The 22,181-nt window shown below is 39.6% G+C and carries 20 protein-coding genes and 1 rRNA gene; 15 read left to right on the forward strand and 6 right to left on the reverse strand.

The features are described from left to right. The first annotated feature begins 385 nt into the window (after positions 1 to 385). The 8 genes from QZ106_RS03520 to yciH all read left to right on the forward strand — a co-directional run bounded on the left by QZ106_RS03520 (position 386) and on the right by yciH (position 6,672). Entirely contained in the window at positions 386 to 1,279 is an 894-nt protein-coding gene (locus tag QZ106_RS03520; protein ID WP_295974304.1) for a DUF535 family protein, read from the forward strand. Beyond that, positions 1,272 to 1,949, forward strand: a complete 678-nt coding sequence (cmk, locus tag QZ106_RS03525) for a (d)CMP kinase (protein ID WP_295974306.1) — start codon at positions 1,272 to 1,274, stop codon at positions 1,947 to 1,949. Before QZ106_RS03520 ends, cmk begins: the two co-directional genes overlap by 8 nt. A 97-nt stretch (positions 1,950 to 2,046) precedes the next feature. Further along, entirely contained in the window at positions 2,047 to 3,693 is a 1,647-nt protein-coding gene (rpsA, locus tag QZ106_RS03530) for a 30S ribosomal protein S1 (RefSeq protein WP_021617104.1), read from the forward strand. A gap of 60 nt (positions 3,694 to 3,753) precedes the next feature. Beyond that, positions 3,754 to 4,038 carry an integration host factor subunit beta gene (locus tag QZ106_RS03535; protein ID WP_295974311.1) on the forward strand — a complete coding sequence of 95 codons (285 nt, stop codon included), beginning with the start codon at positions 3,754 to 3,756 and terminating at the stop codon, positions 4,036 to 4,038. A 98-nt stretch (positions 4,039 to 4,136) separates the two neighbouring features. After that, positions 4,137 to 4,433: a LapA family protein gene (locus QZ106_RS03540; RefSeq protein WP_033002809.1), complete on the forward strand. Its 297-nt coding sequence runs from the start codon at positions 4,137 to 4,139 to the stop codon at positions 4,431 to 4,433. Then, positions 4,433 to 5,623, forward strand: a complete 1,191-nt coding sequence (gene lapB / locus QZ106_RS03545) for a lipopolysaccharide assembly protein LapB (RefSeq protein WP_295974314.1) — start codon at positions 4,433 to 4,435, stop codon at positions 5,621 to 5,623. Before QZ106_RS03540 ends, lapB begins: the two co-directional genes overlap by 1 nt. Before the next feature lie 32 nt (positions 5,624 to 5,655). Continuing rightward, positions 5,656 to 6,348, forward strand: a complete 693-nt coding sequence (pyrF, locus tag QZ106_RS03550; protein WP_209362953.1) for an orotidine-5'-phosphate decarboxylase — start codon at positions 5,656 to 5,658, stop codon at positions 6,346 to 6,348. A gap of 6 nt (positions 6,349 to 6,354) precedes the next feature. Then, positions 6,355 to 6,672 carry a stress response translation initiation inhibitor YciH gene (gene yciH / locus QZ106_RS03555; protein ID WP_295974321.1) on the forward strand — a complete coding sequence of 106 codons (318 nt, stop codon included), beginning with the start codon at positions 6,355 to 6,357 and terminating at the stop codon, positions 6,670 to 6,672. 220 nt (positions 6,673 to 6,892) lie between these two features. Here the strand turns inward: yciH and QZ106_RS03560 are convergent, their stop codons facing one another. The 3 genes from QZ106_RS03560 to malQ are packed head-to-tail and all read right to left on the reverse strand — an operon-like array spanning position 6,893 to position 13,148. Further along, positions 6,893 to 8,560: a PTS transporter subunit IIBC gene (locus tag QZ106_RS03560; RefSeq protein ID WP_295974326.1), complete on the reverse strand. Its 1,668-nt coding sequence runs from the start codon at positions 8,558 to 8,560 to the stop codon at positions 6,893 to 6,895. A 10-nt stretch (positions 8,561 to 8,570) separates the two neighbouring features. Next, positions 8,571 to 9,362 (reverse strand): endonuclease/exonuclease/phosphatase family protein, encoded by a 792-nt coding sequence (locus tag QZ106_RS03565; RefSeq protein ID WP_295974329.1) that lies wholly within the window; start codon positions 9,360 to 9,362, stop codon positions 8,571 to 8,573. A gap of 12 nt (positions 9,363 to 9,374) precedes the next feature. Beyond that, entirely contained in the window at positions 9,375 to 13,148 is a 3,774-nt protein-coding gene (gene malQ / locus QZ106_RS03570) for a 4-alpha-glucanotransferase (protein ID WP_295974332.1), read from the reverse strand. A gap of 180 nt (positions 13,149 to 13,328) precedes the next feature. Between malQ and QZ106_RS03575 the strand changes: the two genes are divergently transcribed. Next, positions 13,329 to 14,045: a UTRA domain-containing protein gene (locus QZ106_RS03575; RefSeq protein ID WP_021617113.1), complete on the forward strand. Its 717-nt coding sequence runs from the start codon at positions 13,329 to 13,331 to the stop codon at positions 14,043 to 14,045. A gap of 157 nt (positions 14,046 to 14,202) precedes the next feature. Here the strand turns inward: QZ106_RS03575 and recN are convergent, their stop codons facing one another. Beyond that, a complete protein-coding gene (gene recN, locus QZ106_RS03580; RefSeq protein WP_295974337.1) occupies positions 14,203 to 15,876 on the reverse strand; it encodes a DNA repair protein RecN in 1,674 nt (557 codons plus the stop codon). Positions 15,877 to 15,948: 72 nt separating this feature from the next. Next, positions 15,949 to 16,866: an NAD(+) kinase gene (locus QZ106_RS03585; protein WP_295974340.1), complete on the reverse strand. Its 918-nt coding sequence runs from the start codon at positions 16,864 to 16,866 to the stop codon at positions 15,949 to 15,951. A 127-nt stretch (positions 16,867 to 16,993) separates the two neighbouring features. On the opposite strand from QZ106_RS03585, the gene grpE reads away from it, so the two are divergent. The 6 genes from grpE (at position 16,994) to rplT (ending at position 20,325) form a co-directional block, all read left to right on the forward strand. Further along, positions 16,994 to 17,572, forward strand: a complete 579-nt coding sequence (grpE, locus tag QZ106_RS03590; protein ID WP_295974342.1) for a nucleotide exchange factor GrpE — start codon at positions 16,994 to 16,996, stop codon at positions 17,570 to 17,572. A gap of 200 nt (positions 17,573 to 17,772) precedes the next feature. Next, positions 17,773 to 17,888, forward strand: a 5S ribosomal RNA gene (rrf, locus tag QZ106_RS03595). Positions 17,889 to 18,094: 206 nt separating this feature from the next. Continuing rightward, positions 18,095 to 18,727, forward strand: a complete 633-nt coding sequence (locus QZ106_RS03600; RefSeq protein ID WP_209364800.1) for a TfoX/Sxy family DNA transformation protein — start codon at positions 18,095 to 18,097, stop codon at positions 18,725 to 18,727. Positions 18,728 to 18,969: 242 nt separating this feature from the next. Beyond that, positions 18,970 to 19,512, forward strand: coding sequence for a translation initiation factor IF-3 (infC, locus tag QZ106_RS03605; protein ID WP_081456132.1), 543 nt, complete (start codon positions 18,970 to 18,972; stop codon positions 19,510 to 19,512). A 207-nt stretch (positions 19,513 to 19,719) separates the two neighbouring features. Next, on the forward strand, positions 19,720 to 19,917 hold the full coding sequence (gene rpmI / locus QZ106_RS03610; RefSeq protein WP_005542274.1) for a 50S ribosomal protein L35: 198 nt from the start codon (positions 19,720 to 19,722) through the stop codon (positions 19,915 to 19,917). Positions 19,918 to 19,971: 54 nt separating this feature from the next. Continuing rightward, a complete protein-coding gene (rplT, locus tag QZ106_RS03615) occupies positions 19,972 to 20,325 on the forward strand; it encodes a 50S ribosomal protein L20 (protein WP_005596075.1) in 354 nt (117 codons plus the stop codon). A 167-nt stretch (positions 20,326 to 20,492) separates the two neighbouring features. Here the strand turns inward: rplT and ettA are convergent, their stop codons facing one another. Then, positions 20,493 to 22,163, reverse strand: coding sequence for an energy-dependent translational throttle protein EttA (gene ettA / locus QZ106_RS03620; protein ID WP_295974364.1), 1,671 nt, complete (start codon positions 22,161 to 22,163; stop codon positions 20,493 to 20,495). Between the last annotated feature and the right edge of the window lie 18 nt (positions 22,164 to 22,181).

Here is a 22,181-nt window from a genome sequence, read left to right on the forward strand (position 1 = left end):
CAATTTTAAAATTCTTTAATGATAAAAACGAATCTTCAAGTGCCCACACAGTTTGTCTGATTGATTGTTAAAGAACATTTGCACTAAGCAAGGTTGATAATTCTAACTTCTCGTTATTTTATCGTCAAGAAAAATTTTCAAGAATTTTTCTTTTTATTTGCTACCCTTGCGGTGCGGAGGCGTATTATAGAGATTCGATCTTGAGGATCAAGTGTTTTTTTCAAAAAAATGTTTGATAGGTTAGAAAAAATACAATCTATGTAATTTAATGCAAATTTTCACCGCACTTATACTACAATCTAAGCGGATAGCAATTATGCTTATTGGCGGTTAAACTATTTCGTCTTCTTTGATACAATTTCTTCAATTATTCAGATTCCTATTTTTGAGGTTTGTTGTGGCAAAATTCCATTTTCCAACATTTCATGAAATGTTTCCCGTAGAAAAACGCAAATTAAAATTATTGCGGGAATGGCTACGTTATCGGGTGCGCCGTTTGGTTTTTGCAGCGCAATGCCAGGCGTTAGTCGATTTTATTCATGAAAATCCATTGTGGCAGCCGGTTTTTGCTCAGTATCCTTATCGTGTAAATACGCTATTAAGCCAGTACTGTGATAAACACTTTAATGTGACACAGCGTTTAGACGCTATTAAGACCAATTTTGCCATGGCGGAAAAACACTTTGGTGTGGCGTTATGCGAGACATTAATTTCACAACAGCCGATACTGTTGACACAGTTAACAGATGAATTGGCGTTAAATTTAACGCTCAACCATATCGATCCTTATGAAGGCTTTTTTGCTATCGCTTTAACCGATGCTAATCAACGTACGATTTATTCTGCCAGCTTTACGTTTTTAGCGGATAACCGTTTATTGATCGCCTCAATTCAAGGACCAAAAGGCGATGAGGCGCAAGATTTAGTGCGTCAGGCGACCAAATTGCTGCATGGTGTTCGCCCGATGTTTATGTTGGTGAATGTCTTTAAAGTTTTTGCGGAGACGTTGAATTGTCGTTTGGAAGGCATTCCGCATAAACGTCAGGCAAAATATCGTTGGAATGATTCGGCAAAATTATTGTTTAACTACGATGAATTTTGGCAGGAAAATGAGGGCGCGTTGGCAGAAAATTATTGGCAAATTCCGACCGCACTTGAGCGTCGTCCTTTAGAAGAAATTCAAAGTAAAAAACGTTCTATGTATCGCAAACGTTATGACATGTTTGACAAGATGACGGTTGAGATTCAATCCCTTTTGACAGAGAAAAATCATGAATAAAATTATTACGGTTGACGGACCAAGCGGCGCCGGTAAAGGCACTTTATGTTACGCATTGGCAGAAAAACTAGGTTTTGCGTTGCTAGATTCCGGCGCAATTTATCGTGTGACGGCATTGGCCGCGTTAAAACGCCATGCTGATTTAACCAATGAAACCGAATTGGCAGATCTTGCCCGTCATTTGGATATTCAGTTTGTACCGAAAAATGGTGAGGTGAATGTATTATTAGGTGGCATGGATGTCAGCCATTTAATTCGTACGCAAGAAGTGGCAGATGCCGCATCAAAAGTGGCAGTTTTCCCGCAAGTTCGTGCTGCATTACTACAACTTCAGCAGGATTTTGCGAAAAATGACGGTTTAATTGCCGATGGTCGCGATATGGGAACGGTGGTATTTCCTGATGCGCAAGTGAAATTATTTTTAGATGCGAGTGCGGAAGAACGTGCAAAAAGACGTTATAACCAGTTGCAAAATAAGGGGATTAATGGTAACTTTGCACAGATTTTAGCCGAGATAAAAGAGCGTGATTTGCGCGATAGAAATCGAGCAGTTGCTCCTTTAAAACCTGCTGATGATGCGTTTTTACTTGACAGCACGACATTGAGTATCGATGAAGTGATTTATCAAGCCTTAAGCTATATTCAGCAACGTATTGATATTAAAGCTTAAATTTTTATGGTTTATTCAAGGATGGATAGACTTTATTATCAGCCCCACTTTTTATGGATTAGAAGTGGACGTTATTTACTTAAATTGAAGATTAATTATGACAGAATCTTTTGCTCAACTTTTTGAAGAATCATTAAAAGACCTTGAAACCCGTCAAGGTGCAGTTGTTAAAGGTACCATCGTTGCTATCCAAAAAGGCTTCGTCCTTGTAGATACCGGTTCTAAATCCGAGTCTGCAATTCCTTCCGAAGAATTTTTAAATGCACAAGGTGAATTGGAAGTTCAAGTTGGTGATGTTGTTGATGTTGTGCTTAAAGCGGTGGATGATGGCTTCGGTGAAACTGTTGCTTCCCGTGCTGATGCAAAACGCAACGAAGCTTGGATTGTATTGGAAAAAGCTTACGACGAACAAGCAACTGTACTTGGTTTAGTTAACGGTAAAGTGAAAGGCGGCTTCACAGTTGAGTTAAACGGTGTTCGCGCATTCTTACCAGGTTCATTAGTGGATACCCGCCCTGTTCGTGATGCAGATCACTTACTTGGTAAAGAATTAGAATTCAAAGTAATCAAACTTGATCAAAAACGTAACAACGTTGTTGTTTCCCGTCGTGCAGTAATCGAATCTGAAAGCAGCCAAGATCGTGAAGAAGTATTAGCGAACTTGTCTGAAGGTGCTGAAGTTAAAGGTACTGTTAAGAACTTAACTGACTACGGCGCATTCGTTGATTTAGGCGGTGTTGACGGTTTATTACATATTACCGATATGGCTTGGAAACGTGTTAAACACCCAAGCGAAATCGTTAATGTTGGTGATGAAATCACCGTTAAAGTATTGAAATTCGACAAAGATCGTACCCGTGTTTCTTTAGGCTTAAAACAATTAGGTCAAGACCCTTGGGCTGCAATCGCTGAAAATCATCCAGTAAACAGCAAATTAACCGGTAAAGTCACTAACTTAACTGACTACGGTTGTTTCGTTGAAATTTTAGACGGTGTTGAAGGTTTAGTTCACGTTTCTGAAATGGATTGGACTAACAAAAATATTCACCCATCTAAAGTGGTTAGCTTAGGTGATGTTGTTGAAGTAATGGTATTAGAAATTGATGAAGAACGTCGTCGTATTTCTTTAGGTTTAAAACAATGTAAACCAAATCCATGGACTCAATTCGCGGAAACTCACAACAAAGGTGACAAAGTTGTTGGTAAAATCAAATCTATCACTGACTTTGGTATCTTCATCGGTTTAGAAGGCGGTATCGACGGTTTAGTTCACTTGTCTGATATTTCTTGGAATGTTCAAGGTGAAGAAGCGGTTCGTAACTACAAAAAAGGTGATGAAGTTGCCGCAGTTGTATTACAAGTCGATGCAGTGAAAGAGCGTATTTCTTTAGGTATCAAACAACTTGAAGAAGATCCATTCAATAACTTCGTTGCTATCAACAAAAAAGGTGCTGTATTAAATGCAAAAGTAGTTGAAGCTGATGCAAAAGGCGCTAAAGTTGAATTAGACGGCGGTGTTGAAGGTTACATTCGCGCAGCTGATTTAACTCATGAAGTTGCTGTAGGCGATGTTGTTGAAGCGAAATACACCGGTGTAGATCGTAAATCACGTATTGTTCACTTGTCTGTACGTGCGAAAGATCAAGCTGAAGAAGCGGCCGCTGTAGCAAACGTGAATAAGCAAGAAGAAGTTGCTATTCCAAATGCCATGGCTGAAGCTTTCAAAGCGGCTAAAGGTGAATAATTCACTTCATTAATAAACCGGCATAGCAATATGCCGGTTCATAAAAGTTAGGAGAATGGTATGACAAAGTCAGAGCTTATTGGGCTTTTAATGCAAAAAAATAATAGCCTTTCCCTGAAACATATCGAAGAAGCCGTCAAAGCCATTTTAGAGCAAATGTCATGCGTATTAGAAAATGGCGAACGTATTGAAGTGCGAGGATTTGGTAGCTTTTCTTTACACTGTCGCCAACCTAGACTTGGGCGAAATCCTAAAACGGGAGAACAGGTTCATTTAGAAGCGAAGTGCGTACCCTATTTTAAAGCGGGCAAAGAGCTAAGAAAACGCGTTGACGTTTATGCATAATTTATTTCACTAACTTTCATTAACGACACTTTTAAGTGTCGTTTTTTATGCTCATTTTTGGCATAATGAGCAACAACTTTATTTTAAGGAGAAACCAAATGATTAAATATATTTTGGGATTAATCATTATCTTGGCTATCATCTTAGTTGCTGTTACCGTGGGAGCAAATAATGATCAAGTAATTACCTTTAATTACATTTTTGCACAAAGCCAATTCCAACTTTCTACCTTAGTAGCTATTTTATTTGGCTTAGGGCTTATCCTTGGTTGGTTTATCACAGGGGTTTTCTACCTTAAGTTAAAATTAAAAAATATTGCATTAAATCGTCAAATAAAACGCCAAACTCAACAAATCAATGAATTAACGACTAGCAGAGATAAGGCTCCTCAATAATGCTTGAACTACTCTTCCTTCTTCTACCAATAGCTGCCGCGTATGGTTGGTATATGGGGCATCGTAGCGCCAAAAAAGATCAGGAAGATATCAGTAATAAACTCTCCCGTGATTACGTTGCTGGGGTTAATTTTCTTTTAGCCAATCAAACTGAAAAAGCTGTTGATTTATTTTTAGATATGCTACAAAAGCAGGAAAATGAAAATGAAATTGACAGCAATTCACAATTTGAAGCTGAACTTACCTTAGGTAATTTATTTCGTTCTCGAGGTGAAGTGGATCGCGCATTACGTATCCATCAAGCCCTCGATAGCAGTCCTCATTACACATTCGAACAAAAGTTATTAGCTAAACAGCAATTAGCCCGAGATTTTATGGCAGTAGGTTTTTTTGACCGCGCCGAACACCTTTATATTTTAATGGTAGATGAACCGGAGTTTGCTGAAGGCGCACTACAACAGCTTGCGCTTATCTATCAGAAAACAAAAGAATGGAAAAAAGCCATTAATGTTGCGGAAAAATTAGCCAAAATATCACCCAATAGCCATCAAATTGAATTAGCGCATTATTATTGTGAGTATGTCAAAAATCTCCCTGACGAAAGTAAAGAAGATCCAAAACAAATTTTGTTACAAGCCCTCGCCGTTTCTCCAACTTGCGTACGCGCCTCTATGATGCTGGCAGAATTATCCATTAAACAGAAAGATTACCAAAGTGCGGTGCATTTTTTAGAAAATATTTTAATGCAAAATCCTGACTATATTGGTGAAGTCTTGCACCGTTTAAAATTCTGTTATCAACAACTCAATCAATGGGATAATTTTGAATTATTTCTCATTAAGGCAAGCCGTGAAAAGAATAACAGTGCCGTTGCATTAATGTTAGCAGACTTAATTGAAGAAAAAGATGGTCGCGCCGCTGCACAACTCAAACTTTACCAACAATTACAGCAAAATCCGGCAACTCCTATTTTTCACCGGTTTATTCAATATCAAATTGATGACGCAGAAAAAGGCCGAGGAAAAGACAGCTTGATCTTGTTACATAAAATGGTAGGAGAACGAATTAAACAAACGTTTGGTTATCGTTGCAGTAATTGCGGTTATCAAACACACAAATTAATTTGGTGTTGTCCTTCTTGCCGCCAATGGGAAACGATTAAACCGGTTAGCTCAATTGAGCATAATTAAATGCTAACCAGCGTGTTTATAAGGAGAAAACTATGACGAATAAAGTCATCATTGCATTAGATTACGAAAAAGAAGCCGACGCATTGGCATTGGTTGATCAGCTTGACCCACAAACCTGCCGCTTAAAAGTCGGAAAAGAAATGTTTACAACCCTTGGTACCGGATTTGTAAAACAACTACATAGTCGCCACTTTGATGTTTTTCTGGATTTAAAATTCCATGACATTCCAAATACAGTGGCAAGAGCAGTTCGTTCTGCCGCTGATTTAGGTGTTTGGATGGTGGACTTACACGCCAGCGGAGGTTTGCGCATGATGGATGAAGCGAAAAAAATCCTTGAACCTTACGGTAAAGAGGCACCTTTACTGATTGGGGTAACCGTGTTAACCAGCATGGAAGACTTGGATTTATTACAAATCGGCATTAATTCCTCGCCAATGGAACACGTTATCCGTTTGGCACATTTAACACAACGTGCCGGATTAGATGGTGTGGTATGCTCCCCACAAGAGGTTGAAATTTTACGTAGTACCTGTGGACCGGATTTTAAATTAGTCACCCCGGGAATTCGCCCTATCGGCACAGATTTTGGCGATCAACGTCGTGTCATGACACCGGCAGCAGCAATTCGCTCCGGTGCAGATTATTTAGTGATTGGTCGCCCAATTACACAAGCTGAAAATCCGGTTGACGTTTTAAATGCGATTAACGCTTCCATTGCGTAAATTATTATGACGAATCATTTAGTTTATTCTACCGAGAGCGGACGGATTAAAGCTGATAAACCACAAGCGCAAATTCCCCAAGGGGATGGCATTGTACGTATCCAGTTGCAAAAAAGCGGACGCAAAGGCAATGGTGTCAGTATCATCACCGGATTGGAGCTTGTTGAAACCGAATTAAAATTGCTTGCGGCAGAGTTAAAAAAACGTTGTGGTTGCGGAGGTGCTGTAAAAAATCACACCATTGAAATTCAAGGGGAAAAACGTGATTTACTGAAACAGTTACTGGAACAAAAGGGTTATAAGGTAAAATTAGCAGGCGGTTAAACACCTATTCTTTAAAAAATATCTCCATATTTAAAAATAGAAAGCACAAAATGCTAATGTTTTGTGCTTTCTTTACTTTCTAATATTTCTAATATTTCTAATATTTCTAATAAAGTGATCTTAATCAGTTGAGGTGTTCTGAGGCTTATCTACAACGTTCTAATACATTAGCTAATTTGCCCCTAAAATTCACCGCACTTTTTGATCATAAAGGGCCTCATTACGATTTAGGTATATCAGCACCTGAAGCCAGTAGATCTTGAATATCTGATTTTAAGACATCGGCTTTAGGCCCGTAAATGGCTTGAATACCTGAACCTTTTACAATAAAGCCCATTGCACCGGCTTGTTTCCAACTCGCCTCATCTCCGACTAAATCAGGATTATGCACGGTGATACGTAAACGTGTCATACAGGCATCCACCTCAGCAATATTGTTGCGTCCACCGAGAAGATTGATGATTTGCACCACTTGCGCACTGGCATTTGCGACTTTTTTCTCCTCAGCAGCAGGCGATTCGTCAGTACCTTTCGCATCGTAGTTGCCGTTACGACCTGCTGTGGCTAGATTGAATTTCTTAATCATGAAATTTGCGATGATAAATGACAACACAGCAAAAAGACCGGAAACCCAAATGAAATTAACCAGATCCATGCCAATACCCGCTTTAATCGCCATTGGCGTACGGGTTAAAAATTCAATATTCCCAAACGCATGAACCCGTAAATTCACAATGTCTGCCATGGCAAAGGCACAACCTTGCACAACGGCATAAACAAGGTAAAGCGGTAATGCAACGAACATAAACATATATTCGATAGGCTCAGTAACACCGGTTAAAAACACCGCAAGGGCAGAAGAAAGGAAAATCCCTTTATAGATGGTTTTCTTATCTGGATCAACATTGAGATACATCGCTAACGTAATCCCCATGAGAATACCACTTGACCCAATCATTTGACCCACTTTAAAACGCGCCGGGGTAACATGATTGAGAAGTTCATTATATTGCGCTAAATCACCGGAATCTTTCAGGTTAATTAAATCACTGATCCAAGCGAGCCATAAAGGATCTTGTCCAAAGACTTGCTTACCTTGTTGTACTCCGGTTAAAAATTCATAGGTACCGCCCAATGACGTGTAGTTCATAGGAATGGTAAGCATATGATGTAGCCCAAATGGTAACAAAAGACGTTCTAATGTGCCGTAAACAAATGGGGCTAAGATCGGCGCAGAACTTTGTGAATTCGCAATCCACTCCCCAAAATGGTTTATACCGGTTTGTACTAAAGGCCAGAATAACGCCAAAATAATCGCAACGAATACGGAACGATAAATGACAACGAAAGGAACAAAGCGTTTACCATTAAAAAAGGTCAACACCTCTGGTAATTTACGGAAGTTGTAGTAACTGTTAAAGGTTGTTGCGCCTACAAAGCCCGCAATGATTCCCACAAAAACGCCCATGTTTAATGCAGGTTGTCCAAGAATATTCACAAAATAATGTGCCACCGGAATATCACCTGCAAATAGCGTGCTCACATGCGCCGTTGGGTCGGTTAACATTTCAACTTTTACGCCGAAAAAATTTCCCGTAATTAAGTTAATGAGAATAAAGGCAAGACCTGCGGCAAATGCACCACCCGCACGTTCATTTGCCCAGCTACCACCAATCGCCAAAGCAAATAAGAGATGTAAGTTACCAATAATCCCCCAACCAATTTGCGCAATGATATGACCAATGCGAGCCAGCCATTCAGCATCACTCATTAATGGTAATGAGTTACCGATACTCACCATTAAACCTGCAGCAGGCATTACGGCAATCACGACCATCAGACATTTGCCAAATTTTTGCCAAAATTCAAAACTGAGCAATTTTTTCATATGTGTTCTCCTACAAAATGAGCTCAACGTCTAAACCGAAATGATCGGAAACGACCGGTTTATTTTTACCATTAAAAATCACCTGACTTGATAAAACCTGTTTCGGTTGGTTTAAAAAAATGTAATCTAAGCGCTTTTCTTCGCTGTGGCCATTCCAACCATCAATGGCTTTCTCAACGGTAATTCCGCTGTCTTTCTGTTCTGCTATATCAAATGTATCAAGCAAACCTAAACATTTAATTTTCTGATATGAGACAGGATCGCTTATAGCATCTGTATTAAAATCACCCATCAGAATTTTAAGATTTTGGCTTTGATTGCGTTCCACAATGGTACGAATATTGTCCAATTGATCTTCCCCCTCGCAATTTGGTAAGTTGATATGGCAGGAATAACAATCCACAAGCTGCCCTTGATACTCTACTGTTAACCCCAGAATTTTACGGGAAAGAATAGAGTCGGCACATTGATGTTGGCTACAATAAAAGGCATCTACCTCATAAACCGGCAATTTGGTTAAGAATGCGATACCCTCATCATATTTGTCATAGCCAATATGCGAATTGCTCCAAAACAGTGAATATTTTTGTCTCACTCGCGGATTAATTTTATTCAATAACACCACACCGTAATTATCTTGCTTCAATGCTTGAGAAATCACTGGGGATGACATTAATTGATTCACTTCTTGCAAAGCGATAATGTCATAACCTTTTTCAACAATAGTCTCGGCAATAACATCCATTTTTTCCGCTTGGTTATCTTCTAACCAAGCGTGTGTATTTAGGGTGAGCAGTTTCATAGATTCTCCCCTTTAATCCTCACAATGCCAAATATCAGCGTTATATTGTGCAATGGTACGGTCAGATGAGAAAAATCCCGCTTTCGCAATATTATGAATCACTTTTCTATTCCAGCTATCTTGATCTTCATAATCCGCTAAAATGTGTTCTTTTGCTTTCACATACGCATCAAAATCAATCAAGGTCATAAACCAGTCTTTATTAAGCAATTCATCATGCAGACGTTTTAAACGCGTTTTATTACCCAGTTTCACTAGCGTAGAATCAAGGATAAAATCGACCGCTCTTTTAATATATTTATCCTTTTCATAGTAATCTTTCGACACATAACCGGCAGTTTCATACAGCTTGATAATGCTTTCGGCATCCTTACCAAAGGTATAAATATTTTCTGCGCCGGCTAATTCTGCGATTTCAACATTTGCACCATCCATGGTGCCTAAAGTTAATGCACCATTCAGCATAAACTTCATATTGCCGGTACCGGATGCTTCTTTTGAAGCAAGGGATATTTGTTCTGAAATATCTGTTGCCGGAATCAATTTTTCCGCCACGCTAACATTATAGTTTTCCACTAAATACACGTTTAAATACTGATTCACGTCCGGATCATTATTGATTAACTCAGACAAGCAAAGAATTAAATGAATAATATCTTGCGCAATCACATAAGCAGGTGCAGCTTTCCCACCGAAAATCACGGTAATTTTCCGTTTTGGCAGTTTACCTGCTTTGATTTCAAGGTATTTATGAATTACATAAAGGGCATTCATTTGTTGGCGTTTATATTCATGGAAACGCTTAATTTGCGTATCGATAATCGAATTCTCATCCAATTCAATCCCTTTATTTTCTTTTAAATAGGTTTTTAGCGCTAATTTATTCTGAAATTTAATTTCAGCTAATTTTTGGTGTACTTTTTTATCATCCTTAAACGCAAGCAATTTTTCTAATTTCGTTGCATCATGTAAATAATCATCGCCAATTAACTCTTTAATATACGCCGCTAATGGTTGGTTAGAAAACTCTAACCAACGGCGGAAGGTAATGCCATTTGTCTTATTATTGAATTTTTCAGGATATAACGCATAGAAGGCTTTCAGTTCAGAATTTTTCAAAATCTCCGTATGTAATGCAGCAACACCATTAACGGAATTTGAGAAATGAATATCCATATGCGCCATATGCACACGTTTTTGCTCATCAATAATGTGTACTGCGCTATCGTTATATGCTTTCTTGACTAATTTATCTAGTTTTTTGATAATGTTAACCAAATGTGGAACAACTTCTTCTAAATAGGCTAAAGGCCATTTTTCTAATGCTTCAGCAAGAATCGTATGATTAGTATAGCCCACCATATTACGTACAATCTCTACCGCATCATCAAATTTGATCTGATGTTTTTCTGTTAGTAAGCGAATTAATTCAGGAATGACCATGGAAGGGTGAGTATCATTGATTTGCACGTAAGCATAGTCAGCCAAATCATGCAAATTACTGCCACGCGCAATGGCTTCATCAATAAGTAATTGTACCGCATTGGATACCATAAAATATTGCTGATAAATACGTAATAATTCTCCATTTTTATCTGAGTCATCCGGATAAAGAAATAAGGTCAAGTTCTCTTGAATATCGGTTTTATCAAATTCAATGCCTTTTTTAATCAAATGATAATTCACTGATTGAATATCAAATAAATTAAGGTAATTTTTACTTTCTTTCTTGTAACCTAAAATATCAATGCGATCTAATTTTGAGGTTAACGTAAATTTTTTAAACGGCACTTCATAATGAATATCGGTGGGAATTAACCAAGAATTCTCTTCAATCCAATGGTTAGGTTCCGCATATTGTTCATTTTTCTTGAAGACCTGCTTAAATAAACCGCAATGATAGTTTAATCCTACCCCTTCTGCATTTAGGCCAAGTGTAGCCATTGAATCAACAAAACAAGACGCTAAGCGACCTAGCCCCCCATTCCCCAAAGAGGGTTCCGGTTCAATATCCTCAATATGACTTAATGATTTTCCTGCCTGTGCCAGCTCATCTTTAATTTCTTGATAAATTCCAAGATTAATTAAGTTATTAGAAAGTAATTTACCTATCAAAAACTCTGCAGAAATGTAATAAACTTTCCGTTTTCCATTATTTTTAGTTTTATCTGCGGCAAGATGTTTAATGTAGTTTAGCAACTGAATATAAATTTCTTTATCGCTGAGCTGTTCTAATGATTTATTTGTCTCATTTTTCACATAGGTACTCAATTTCATCATGTCTTCTCCCTTATTTGCACGGTGATATAATGTTGTCACCTGTCTTAAAAAGTCTTTTTTCGCTTGCGTTAAATCGCTTGGTTGCATACGCCATTCCCAATTTCCACCAATTGTTGAAGGCGTATTCATTCTTGAGCTAGCCGGTAACGCTAAAATATCCTGCATTGTGGCGATGGCAATATGACTAACCGTGGCAAAAAGCTGGCGAATCATTGCTTGGCAAATTGATTCATCATGACGGCGATGTGTATAACTGTTGATATATTGCTGTTGCTCTGGCGTTAAGCCGTTATACCATCCTTGCGTCACATCATTATCATGTGTCCCGGTATAAACAATGCTGTGAGGAATACAATAATGCGGACTATCTAAACTTTCACCGCTCACATCTTCAAAGCCAAACTGCAAAATCTTCATGCCGGGATAATTGCAATCTGCCAGTAATTTCCGGGCTTTATCATCAATATTCCCCAAATCTTCAGCAATAATTGGCAAATCACCTAACTGCGCTTTAATTGCCTTAAATAAATCATATCCCGGACCGGGTTGCCAGCAACCATATTTGGCAATGTCCGCTTTGCCATCCACTTGCCAATAATCGGAGAAGCCCTTGAAATGGTCAATACGAAGAACATCATAAATCTTAAAGCTTTCTTCGATACGATGAATCCACCAAGCATAATGTTGTTTTTTGTGCGCCTCCCAATCATAAAGCGGATTGCCCCACAGTTGCCCCGTTGCACTAAATTGATCTGCCGGCACGCCGGCAACAAAACGAGGATTCCGCTCTGCATCTAATTGGAATAATTCCGGTTTGGTCCAGACTTCAACACTATCTGCAGCGACATAAATCGGCATATCACCAATAATCTGAATCCCTTTCCTATTGGCATAGGCTTTTAATGCCTTCCATTGTTGAAAGAAGAAATATTGCGTAACCTTAAAATACTGAATTTTTTCTTTCAGCATGGTTCGGTATTTCTCAAGTGCTTTTGGTTGGCGAGCAATGAGCTGTTTATCTTCCCATTTTTGTAGCGCTTTATTACTAAAATATTCTTTAAATGCCATAAACTCGGCATAGTCATCTAACCAAGTGCGGTTATTTTTTTCAAAGTTTTGAAAGTCTGAGCGAAAAGCGTCTTTGGTTAGGAAATTTTTGACGGCAATTTCAAGAATAGGACGGTGTGCATGAAAAATGCATTCATAATCCACTTTAGTCGGATCCTCTCCAAAATTTACGGAAGCATAGTCTGATGTGTTTAATAATCCCGCGTGGGCCAATAAATCAAAATCAATAAAGTGTGTATTACCGGCAATCGCTGAGAATGATTGATACGGAGAATCGCCATAACTCGTTGTGGTCAGCGGAAGGATTTGCCAATAAGTTTGTTTGCTTTCCACCAAAAAATCCACGAAATCATACGCAGATTGACCAAAGCTCCCAATACCAAATGCGTTTGGAAGCGAAGTAATGTGCATTAAAACACCACTTGAACGTGTAAACATAGTCTCTCCTTTCAGAAGCAAAGTGTCTGCCGATTCTAAACGAAACTCATATTTATGCAACAACATTTACGTAAGAGTTACAACGTTTCCGAAATATTGTGATAATTATCAAATTTATCCGTATAAGTAAGCTAATTTGTGTTATGCTATTCCGTATCAGAAAAGGGAATTAAAGAAACAATGAGTAAATACCGAAAAGTTTACAATGATATAAAAAACCAAATTAATCATGGTGTTTTAGCACCAAAGCAAGAATTACCGAGTGAAAGTGAACTCATGCAACACTATGGTTTTTCGAAAGATACGATTCGCAAAGCCCTTTCATTACTGGAAATGGATGGCTACATTCAGAAGCAACAAGGACGCAACTCCATTGTGCTTGAACACAATCTCTCCACCCCTCAAATCCTGTCTGAAATTAAAACCGTTGGTGAACTTAACCGCCCTTTAACCCATCAAGTCAAAACGACATTGACAAGTCTATATATCGTGCAAGGCGAAGAGACATTGATGCGGATCTTTAACGTCGATGATCAAATGGATTTTTACCGTATCGGCCGTGTGCGCGAAATTGACGGCGAGGCCGTGGAATACGAGGTTTCCTACTTTGATCGCCGTATCGTTTCTTTTATTAACCGAGAGATCGCAGAACAATCTATTTATCACTATTTAGAAAAGGAATTAGGTCTCAAAATCAGCCATTCCCAGCGAGAAATCGTTTTTCGCTATGCGAATGAAGAAGAAAAAAATACAATGGATCTCAATGAATATAATATGGTGGTTAACGTCGCCAGCACCACCTATTTATCCGATGGTCGCCCGTTTCAGTATGGCAGCATTAGTTATCGTCCCGACAAAATTGCCTTTACTTCAATCGCCAAACGCCATGCATCCTAGTTTTTCGTCATACCGTAAAGTGCGGTCGGCTTTTAAAATATGTTAAAAACTGACCGCACTTTGATCTGTTTCGCCCAAATGCCCGGTTTCAAAAAAATGCCCCGCCTCGAAAGCCAAACTCAGGCATAAAATACTACGCACGCTATGGCGCAAAACCTCAAACGCCCTCTAACATTTCTTGTGCATTCGCTAATACGGCATCCGTAATTTTGCTTCCGCCTAATAATTTGGCTAATGCCTTGACGCGTTGCTGAGGGGTAAGTGCGGTCATTTTTGTTTCCGTTTTTTGATCGACGGTCGATTTTTCAACGGAGAAATGATGTATTCCATGGCAGGCGACTTGCGGCAAGTGGGTAACACAAATGACTTGGCATTTTTCGCTGAGTTTTCTTAATAATTTGCCGACTACATTTGCTGTGGCACCGCTGATACCGACATCAATTTCATCAAAAATTAATGTTGGGATGGCGGTTTGGTTAGATGCTTGTACCTGAATGGCTAAGGCAATGCGAGAAAGTTCACCGCCGGAAGCAATTTTGGCGAGCGGTTGAGCGCTTTGCCCTAAGTTACTTTGTAGGGTAAAAATCGCATTATCTGCACCGTTTGAACTTATCTTGTCATAGTCACTATGCAATTCAATAAAAAATTCTGCGTGTTCCATCGCTAATTGTTTGATGGATTTGGTCACTTGCTGTGCCAGCTTTTGTGCACCTAATTGACGGCTCTGATGAAGTGCGGTCGCGGTAGCAAGCATTTTTTCATGAGCAGCTTGTTCTTGTTGAATGAGCATTTCTTCACTGCCGGAAAAATCTTCCAACTCATTCAATTCCGCTTTGAGGCGACGGTGTAATGCTACTAAATCTTGTGGTTTTACATTGTGCTTGCGCGCTAATTGCACGGTTTGTCCTAGGCGTTGTTCAATGTCTGCCAATAATGTTGGATCTTGCTCAATATTGCTACTCAACGACTGAATTTCATTGGTGGCTTCTTGCACTTGAATCAATGCTTCATTTAATAGATTTTGCACGTCGGTATAACGATTATCTAACTCGCAGAGTTCACTTAAATGTTGCACAGCGCGATAAAGTAGCGAATCTGCGCTGACCGTTTCATTTTCACTTAATAATTGCAAAACTGATTGGGAAAGCTGCGTTAATTCTTCGCTATTGGAAAGACGAAGATGATCCGCTTCTAATTCCTCGTATTCATTTTCTTTTAAATTAAACTCATCCAGTTCACTTACTTGATACTGTAAAAGCTGTTTTCTCGCTTCATTTTCCGCGCATTTTTGTTGGAAGGTTTTAACTTGATGTTGCAAATTGCGCCAAGTGTGATAATCAAGGCTCATTTGTTGTAAAAGTGCGGTATGTTGACAGAAATTATCGACTAACTGCAGTTGGTAGTCGTTTTTCAGTAAACGTTGTGACGCGTGTTGTCCATTAATTTGAATGAGATGTTGCCCGATCTCTTTTAATTGGGCTGCCGACACCGGAATGCCATTAATGAACGCTTTAGAGCGTCCGTCATGATTAATAATGCGGCGTAAAATGCAGTCTTCAGGATTGTCAGGATCCTGCAATTCGTTTTCTTGTAAAAATTGGAAAGCCGGATTGTTTTGGTTCAAATGAAAAGTTGCGCAAATATCAGCGCGTTCTTGACCTTCTCGTAACATTGAGGCTTCTGTCCGTTGCCCGAGGCAGACATTTAGGGCATCAATAGCAATAGATTTTCCCGCGCCGGTTTCCCCGGTGATGACGGACATTCCTTGTAATAATTCAATATTTAACTGACGAACGATAGCAAAATTATTAATGGTGAGTTGGGTCAACATAAGCAAATCCTCTTTACTGTATGTTTGTCAGTATATTACTGTTTTAATATACAGTAAAGGGGTTGTTAATCTTTAAGAAAAGTTACGTAACCAACCTAATTTGGAACTTAATACTTTGTAATAATTGTAGCTTTTAAGGTGCAGCAAACGGAGAGGATAGTCACATTTTTGAATGTGGATAACATCATCAGGTCCGAATTGGAGGGCAACTTGACTGTCACAACCTAACTCTAATTGAGAGGTGTTGTATTCCGCAAACCGAATAGAAATTTTGCTGTTCCCATCCACTACGAGCGGGCGCGAAGACAAGGTGTGCGGAAACATCGGCACCAATGCAATGGCATTTAATTGCGGGGTTAAAATCGGGCCACCAGCAGAAAGAGAATAGGCGGTTGAGCCGGTTGGCGTTGAAATGATTAAACCATCGGAACGTTGTGAAAACGCAAATTGATCATTGATATGCACATGAAAATCAATCATATGCGCAATTTTTGCCGGGTGAATCACTGCCTCATTGACGGCAATACTACTGGCGATAATTTCGTTATCGCGTTCCACACAGGCTTTCAAGAGGAAGCGCTCTTCCACAAAAAACTCGCCGTTTTCCAAGCAAGCTTGTAATTGGGAATAGGCGTTTTTCGGGTCAATGTCCGTTAAAAAACCTAAATTGCCACGGTTGATGCCAATAAGCGGAATATGATATTCGGCTAAAATGCGGGCACGCCCCAACATATTGCCATCGCCACCAATCACAATGGCAAGTTGGGCGGATTGGCCGATTTCCTCTAAACTGGCTAAATGTTTTGGCGGAAGGTCGATTTTTTTACCGATATCTTGCTCAACCAACACGTGATAACCGCGTTCAATTAACCAAAAAAACAGGTTTTTATGCATTTGTAGGTTGATATCATTTCTCGGTTTACCGACCAATGCAATGGTTTGAAATGAGGTATGCAACGTTTGCGGTTTTGCCGAATTTAACGTATCCATATTGTTTTTACACTAACTTGAATTCAATGAATTGGGCACTATATTACAACAGAAAGCCTTTTACTCAAGTGGTAAATGTGGCATTTTTTGTTATAATCGCCCAACTTTTATTAATCGGAGAATGACAATGGCAGACGAGCAAAAACAAGAACAAAACGAAGAATTAGAACAAGATCTTCAATCGCAAGAGGTCGATGTTGAAGAGCAAAAACAAGGGGAAGATCCTTTGGAAGAAGCGATTGCACGTGTACAAGAATTAGAAGCGCAATTAGCGGAAACCGCAAAAAAAGAACAAGATTTATTGTTGCGCACTCGTGCTGAAATCGACAATATTCGTCGTCGTACAGAACAAGATGTTGAAAAAGCGCATAAATTTGCGTTAGAAAAATTTGCCAAAGACATTTTAAACACGATTGATAACTTAGAACGTGCCCTAGCCACGCCGGCAAATATTGAAGATGAAAGCGTTAAGGCTTTATTTGACGGCGTAGAGTTGACCTTAAAAGAGCTATTGGCAACGGTTGCCCGTTTTGGCGTTGAACCTGTAGGCGTTGTCGGTGAGGTTTTCAATCCGGATCTACACCAAGCTATTTCTATGCAACCGATGGAAGGCTTTGAAACTAACCAAATCACCACTGTATTGCAAAAAGGTTACTTGCTTAACGGTCGCGTGATTCGCCCGGCAATGGTGATGGTGGCAGCGTAAGTCAGCCTAATCACGTCCTCCTTTTCCTTATCCTGCTATCCTGTGGGGGTATTTTCCCCCATTAAGGATAGGCATAGATGATCTATCAACACAAAAAATAAAAAGGGATTGCAAGGTCTCGATAAACTCCTATAATACAATTGCTCATGAATTAACCTTTAAAGGATGATGCTAAAAAATATAAGCATCATCAATCGATTTTTGGCGGCAATAATATAGCGGATCTACCTGATTCCATACCGAACTCAGATGTGAAATGCCGTAATGCCGATGGTAGTGCGGGAATTTCCCATGTGAGAGTAGGTCACCGCCAAGCTTTATTAAATTGATATCACTTCTTTTAACCTTTTATGAAAAGGCATTGTAGTGCTGTCAGTTTAATATTAGGGCGCTGTAAATAGCCTATCTGGAAGGCATAAATAATTACTGATGCAATGAAAATTGCATTTGCGTAATAAGCCAAACTACAGGTATGTTCATTTAAACAGCAATCGTATATCACTCACGTTGGAAATTACTATGATATCGGCTGTGTCTAAACAGCTTAAGGATGAGCTAGTACCAATTATTGGTGACGTAAAGATTAAGAATCTCTTTGCAGGATATGGAATTTTTTATTCAGAAATGATGTTTGCTATCTACCAAAATGGTAGTTTATATCTTAGAGCGGAGGATGAATTAGCGCAGTACCTTGAATCTTTGGGGGCTGCGGCATATTCAAGAAATCCAGACTGCTCGGATGTTTTAGTCTTATATCATTATTATCAATTACCTCTGGCTGTTCAAAAAGATAAAGCACGATTGGGTCACCTAATTAGCCTTTCTTTGAAGCAAATTCAGACGAAAAAGTTGACTGAAGCGCTTGCTAAAAAGTCAAGGATCAAAGAGCTTGCTAATCTCTCTATCAAACACGAAAGATTACTGGCTAAGATTAATATCTACACGGTGGATGAATTTAGATCATTAGGTGCAACCAATAGTTATGTTAGGTTAAAAAAACTTGGCATCCCTATTAACATTGATATGCTTTGGCGTTTTGCGGCGGCATTAAAAAATAAGCATGTGCATTTATTAACAGAGAAGGAAAAACATACCCTCTTTGTCAGAGTAAATGAGTTGCTTGAAGCAAATGGCTTACGCAAAATTAAACGCTAACGATCAATGCGTTTTATTGTGATAAGCTAATGCTTGTATCAGAAAAGAAAAGAGTTGATGTGTTCAACTCTTTTTTTCTATCTAATATAACGGAATTTAGCAAACAAAAGGTTTCTGAGAAAATATTTTGCTATAGAGAATAAAGTTTTGTAAAATGCGCGCTTAATTAACCGGATTCAATGTAGAACTGTTTGGTTCGCCAAGCAGCATTTTCATAGTTTAACTAATAGAGGAATATCATTATCAAAACCGTAAAAAAAGCACCTGCAGTAAATCGCCCTAATCGCATTAATGACGAAATTAGAGTAAAAGAAGTTCGCTTGATTGATCAGGACGGCGAGCAAGTTGGGGTTGTTGCGATTCAACAAGCATTAGAAATGGCGGAAGCCGCAGCTTTAGATCTTGTAGAAATCAGTCCAAATGCGGAACCTCCTGTATGTCGCATTATGAACTACGGTAAATTCCTCTACGAAAAGAGCAAAACAGCGAAAGAACAGAAGAAAAAACAAAAAGTGGTGCAAGTGAAGGAAATTAAATTCCGTCCAGGCACAGATGAAGGGGACTACCAAGTTAAGTTACGTAGCCTAATCCGCTTTTTAGAAGATGGCGATAAAGCCAAGATTACTGTCCGTTTCCGCGGTCGTGAAATGGCTCACCAAGACATCGGTTTTGATGTATTGGAGCGTGTAAAAAATGATTTAGCCGATATTTCTGTGGTTGAATCTGCGCCGGGGAAATTAGAAGGTCGTCAAGCAGTTATGGTATTGGCGCCTAAGAAGAAATAGTTTTTGTTCAGATTTCATCTGAATCACGGAATTTTCACTTCGGTGAAGATACAACGGTACATTGGGCACACTACGCAGCCTAATGACGTTTGAAAAGGGCAATTTTAGATTGTCTTGATTGGAAATAATCAGTGCCAACAAGTAATCGCCTTAAAACGGTTCGCCTGATTATATTGTTTAAACTTAAAAATGCGGAGTTATTTAACAATGCCTAAAATTAAAACAGTACGCGGTGCTGCTAAGCGTTTCAAAAAAACTGCTTCTGGTGGTTTCAAGCGTAAACAATCTCACTTACGTCATATTTTGACTAAGAAAACAACAAAACGTAAACGTCACCTACGCCATAAATCTATGGTTGCTAAGTCCGACTTAGTATTAGTAGTCGCGTGCTTGCCATACGCATAAGCACAAACGTACGTCAGTTCATTTTAGTTAAAATATTACATAGGAGATTAAATAATGGCTCGTGTAAAACGTGGTGTTATTGCAAGAGCACGCCATAAGAAAGTTCTTAAGGCTGCTAAAGGTTATTATGGTGCACGTTCACGCGTGTATCGCGTTGCTTTCCAAGCAGTGATCAAAGCTGGTCAATACGCATATCGTGACCGCCGTCAACGTAAACGTCAATTCCGTCAATTATGGATTGCGCGTATCAACGCAGCGGCTCGTCAAAATGGTTTATCTTACAGCAAATTCATCAACGGTTTGAAAAAAGCGTCTGTTGAAATCGACCGTAAGATCCTTGCCGATATCGCCGTATTCGACAAAGTCGCATTTGCTGCATTAGTTGAAAAAGCAAAATCTGCACTTTAATTCGTTAAAGTTTAGATAAAAATTAGGACGCTCTCGAGCGTCCTTTTTCATTTAATGCGCACTAATAGCACTCAATATCGTAAAAATACGTCAGCACAGGTCAATAAGAGACAAAAACACAACCTCACACTTAACCAAGCGTGAGGTGATATTTAAACCATAAAGGCTTACTTCGCAATGCGTTTATATTTCATGCGGTGTGGTTGAAGCGCATCAGCTCCAAACGTTTTCTTCTTCCATTCTTCATAATCGGAGAAGTTGCCTTCATAGAAGGTTACCTTGCCTTCATCACCGTAGTCTAGAATATGGGTCGCGATACGGTCTAAGAACCAGCGGTCATGGGAAATGACCATAGCACAGCCCGGGAATTCTAAAATCGCATTTTCCAATGCGCGTAAGGTTTCCACATCAAGGTCGTTGGTCGGTTCGTCCAGTAACAATACGTTACCGCCGGCTTGTAACAATTTCGCTAAGTGTAAACGGCCGCGTTCACCACCGGAAAGTTCACCTACGCGTTTTTGCTGATCTACGCCTTTGAAGTTGAAGCGTCCTACATAAGCACGGCTTGGAATTTCAAAGTTGCCGATAGTTAAAATATCTTGTCCGTTAGAAACTTCTTCCCACACGGTTTTTTTGTCGTCCATCGCATCACGGAATTGATCCACGGAGGCCAACACGACCGTTTCACCTAAGGTAATAGAACCTGAATCCGGTTGTTCTTTGCCGGAAAGCATACGGAATAAAGTCGATTTACCTGCACCGTTTGCCCCAATAATCCCAACAATAGCGCCTTTCGGAATGCTGAAAGACAAATCATCGATTAAAGTGCGGTCGCCGTAAGATTTACTTAAATGTTGCACTTCAATCACTTTATCGCCTAAGCGTGGACCAGGTGGAATAAAGAGTTCGTTGGTTTCGTTACGTTTTTGATATTCTCCGGAATTAAGTTCCTCAAAACGCGCCATACGTGCTTTGCTTTTCGCTTGACGACCTTTTGGATTTTGGCGCACCCATTCCAATTCTTTCTCAATGGATTTTTGGCGGGCAGATTCTTGCGCTTGTTCTTGCGCCAAACGTTTTTCTTTTTGTTCCAACCAAGAAGAGTAGTTGCCTTCCCAAGGAATACCTTCACCACGGTCAAGCTCCAAGATCCAACCAGCAACGTTATCTAAGAAGTAACGGTCGTGGGTAATTGCCACCACGGTACCTTCATAGTCGTGTAAGAAGCGTTCTAACCATGCCACGGATTCCGCATCCAAGTGGTTGGTCGGTTCGTCTAATAACAACATATCCGGTTTTTCGAGTAATAAACGGCAAAGTGCCACACGACGGCGTTCACCCCCGGATAAATGTTCGATTTTGGCATCCCAGTCCGGTAAACGTAACGCATCGGCGGCGCGTTCTAATTGGTTATCTAAATTATGTCCATCGTGCGCTTGAATGATGGCTTCTAATTCTGCTTGTTCGGCAGCGAGTTTGTCGAAATCAGCGTCGGGATCGGCATATAAGGCATAAACTTCATCTAAACGCGTTAACGCACGTTTAACCTCACCCACGGCTTCTTCAATCGCTTCACGCACCGTTTGTTGCGGTTCAAGTTTTGGTTCTTGCGGAAGATAGCCGATTTTAATGCCGGGTTGCGGACGCGCTTCCCCTTCGATTTCTTTATCAATGCCCGCCATAATGCGAAGCAACGTGGATTTACCTGCACCGTTTAAGCCGAGCACACCAATTTTGGCTCCCGGGAAAAAGCTTAGGGAAATATCTTTTAGAATATGACGTTTCGGCGGAACCACTTTGCCTACTCGGTGCATCGTATAAACGAATTGTGTTGACATAATTTTTCTCTGGTTAAG

Source organism: uncultured Aggregatibacter sp. (assembly GCF_901873365.1).
Taxonomy (GTDB): domain Bacteria; phylum Pseudomonadota; class Gammaproteobacteria; order Enterobacterales; family Pasteurellaceae; genus Aggregatibacter.